Source organism: Saccharomonospora iraqiensis subsp. iraqiensis (assembly GCF_000430445.1).
GTDB lineage: Bacteria > Actinomycetota > Actinomycetes > Mycobacteriales > Pseudonocardiaceae > Saccharomonospora > Saccharomonospora iraqiensis.
Window position 1 is genome coordinate 1 of sequence record NZ_KE387133.1, and the last position, 2552, is coordinate 2552.

The 2552-nt window shown below is 71.0% G+C and carries 3 protein-coding genes and 1 tRNA gene; 3 read left to right on the forward strand and 1 reads right to left on the reverse strand.

The window, feature by feature from the left end:
* Positions 1–244: hypothetical protein (locus tag ACTIR_RS0119830; RefSeq protein WP_026455578.1), on the reverse strand; the 244-nt coding region annotated here is incomplete at its 3' end.
* 197 nt (positions 245–441) lie between these two features.
* Between ACTIR_RS0119830 and ACTIR_RS0119835 the strand changes: the two genes are divergently transcribed.
* The 3 genes from ACTIR_RS0119835 to ACTIR_RS0119845 form a co-directional block, all read left to right on the forward strand.
* Positions 442–516: transfer RNA gene (locus ACTIR_RS0119835), tRNA-Asn, on the forward strand.
* A 170-nt stretch (positions 517–686) separates the two neighbouring features.
* Complete coding sequence (locus tag ACTIR_RS0119840; RefSeq protein ID WP_026455579.1) at positions 687–1607, forward strand: AurF N-oxygenase family protein; 921 nt, start codon at positions 687–689, stop codon at positions 1605–1607.
* Between the two features lie 4 nt (positions 1608–1611).
* The coding region (locus ACTIR_RS0119845; protein WP_026455580.1) for an FAD-dependent oxidoreductase at positions 1612–2552 on the forward strand (941 nt) is incomplete at its 3' end.

A 2552-nucleotide genomic window follows, 5' to 3' on the forward strand; every position in this document is an offset into this window, starting at 1 on the left:
CCGGCCCGCCGGGGGTCGCGGTGGCGTGGCCGTCGTGACCGTGCGGGGCGGGCCTGCGGTGGGTGAACGGGATGCGCCCGCCGACCTTCTCCCCCACCTTCGCCCGGGCGACCCCGGCCGCGCCCTGCATCGCCGGGTGGTCGGCGAGTCTGCGGTAGTTGCGCACGATCTGCTCGTACCGCGCACGACCCGCGCGGGCCCCGAGCACGTAACCCGCGGCGGCGCCCAACAGGAAAGTCTTCATCGATGCCTCCTCGCACGGCGGGCTACCCGGTTCCAGTGTCCCGTACCCGTCGCTCACCCGCCGGACACCACCGTGTCCCGCTGGGGGCGGGTGTCGGCACGGGGAGGGGGTGGGTGTCGGCGCCCGGTCGGGTGTGTATTACAGTAGTCACCGGTCAGCACGGAGTGCTTCGAACGCTCCGAGCAGGCCGGGAGCGATCCCTCGTAGCTCAATGGCAGAGCATTCGGCTGTTAACCGAAAGGTTGCTGGTTCGAGTCCAGCCGGGGGAGCCACACCGAACCCCAGGTCCGCACGGGCCTGGGGTTTTTTCGTGTCCGCACCCGTGCCCCGGTTCTCCCGGATCCCCGTGTCGACACGCCTCTGGGCAACGCCGCGAGTACGTGTTACTTTGGGGTAACCGTAAATCGCGGTAACAGGTACACGGGCGTACAGGAGGTCTCCCATGACCAGCGTCGAAGACACCCGGGAGCAGGCCGGGAACTCCCCCTCCGAGCGCGAGACCGTGGCGCGGCGGCTGCTGGACTCGTCCGAGACGTTGTCCTACGACCCCGCCCGGGAGGTCGACTGGGAGACCCCGCTGGACACCGACCACCACGGCACCAGCCCCGAGTGGAGCACCCTGTACGGGACGGCGTACTGGGCCGAGCTGACCGAGGCGCAGCGGCGGGAGCTGACCCGCCAGGAGGCGGCCTCGGTGGCCAGCACCGGCATCTGGTTCGAGATGATCCTGCAGCAGATGGTGCTGCGGGACTTCTACGCCAAGGACCCGACCGACCCCGCGTTCCAGTGGGCGCTGACCGAGATCGCCGACGAGTGCCGGCACTCGATCATGTTCGCCCGCGGCGCGGCGAAGCTGCGGGCACCGGCCTACCGTCCGCGCCGCGCGGTGGTCGAGCTCGGCAGGCTGTTCAAGACCGTCGCGACCGGGGAGGCCGCCTACGCGGCGATCCTGGTCGCCGAGGAGGTCCTGGACGTCATGCAGCGGGACTGGATGCGCGACGAGCGGGTGGCGCCGTTCGTGCGCACCATCAACAACATCCACGTGGTCGAGGAGTCCCGGCACATGAAGTTCGCCCGGGAGGAGACCCTGGAGCGGCTGCGCGGGGTGAGCAGGCTGCGCAGGCAGGGCATCGCGCTGGTGGTGTCGATCGCCGCCTACTTCATCGTCACCAGCATGGTCAGCCGCGACGTCTACGCCAACGCGGGGCTGGACACCCGGCGCGCGGTCCGGGAGGCCCGGGCGAACGAGCACTACAAGTCGATGCTGCGGTCGAGCTGCGCGGGTCTGATGGAGTTCCTGGACTCGGCCGGGCTGTTGACCGCGGCGGCCACCCGCGTCTACAAGCGCGCGAACCTGATCTGAGCCGATGGCGTTCGCGATCACCCAGACCTGCTGCAACGACGCGTCCTGCGTGACGGTCTGCCCGGTCAACTGCATCCACCCGACACCGGACGAGCCGGACTTCGGCAGCACCGAGATGCTCTACATCGACCCGGCGAGCTGCATCGACTGCGGCGCGTGCGCGGACGCGTGCCCGGTCGACGCGATCGTGCCGGTGGACGTGCTCTCCGGGCCGATGACCGCCTACGCGGAGCTCAACGCGGCCTACTACGCCGACCGGAGTGCCGACCGGGGTGCCGACCGTGACCCGGTGGCCGAGGCCGCGGACCCGGCGCCGAACTTCCACCCGTGGTCGCCGCCGGTCTTCGCCCGCGACGTGCCCAGCGACATGGCGCCGTTGGACGTCGCGGTGGTCGGGACCGGACCCGCCGGGATGTACGCCGTCGAGGACCTGTTGCTGCACACCAACGCACGGGTGACGCTCATCGACCGGCTGTCCACGCCGGGGGGACTCGTCCGGTACGGGGTCGCACCCGACCACCCGTCCACGAAGAAGATCGGTGAGACGTTCGCCCGCTTCCACAAGCACCCGAGGCTGCGACGGAAACTCGGGGTCGAGGTGGGCACCGACGTCACCGTCGACGACCTGTCCGCCCGGCACGACGCGGTGCTCTACGCCGTCGGTGCCTCCGCGGCCCGCGCACTGGGCATCGAGGGGGAGGACCTGCCCGGCAGCGTGGCCGCGACGACCGTGGTCGGCTGGTACAACGGGCATCCCGACGTGCCCGCCGACGCGGTCGATCTGTCGGCCGAGCGGGTCGCCGTCGTCGGCAACGGCAACGTCGCGCTCGACGTCGCACGGATCCTCACCGCCGACCCGGACGAGCTGGCCCACACCCCGATCGCGCCGCACGCGCTGCGGCGACTGCGGTCGAGCCGCGTGCGCGAGGTCGTCCTGCTCGGCCG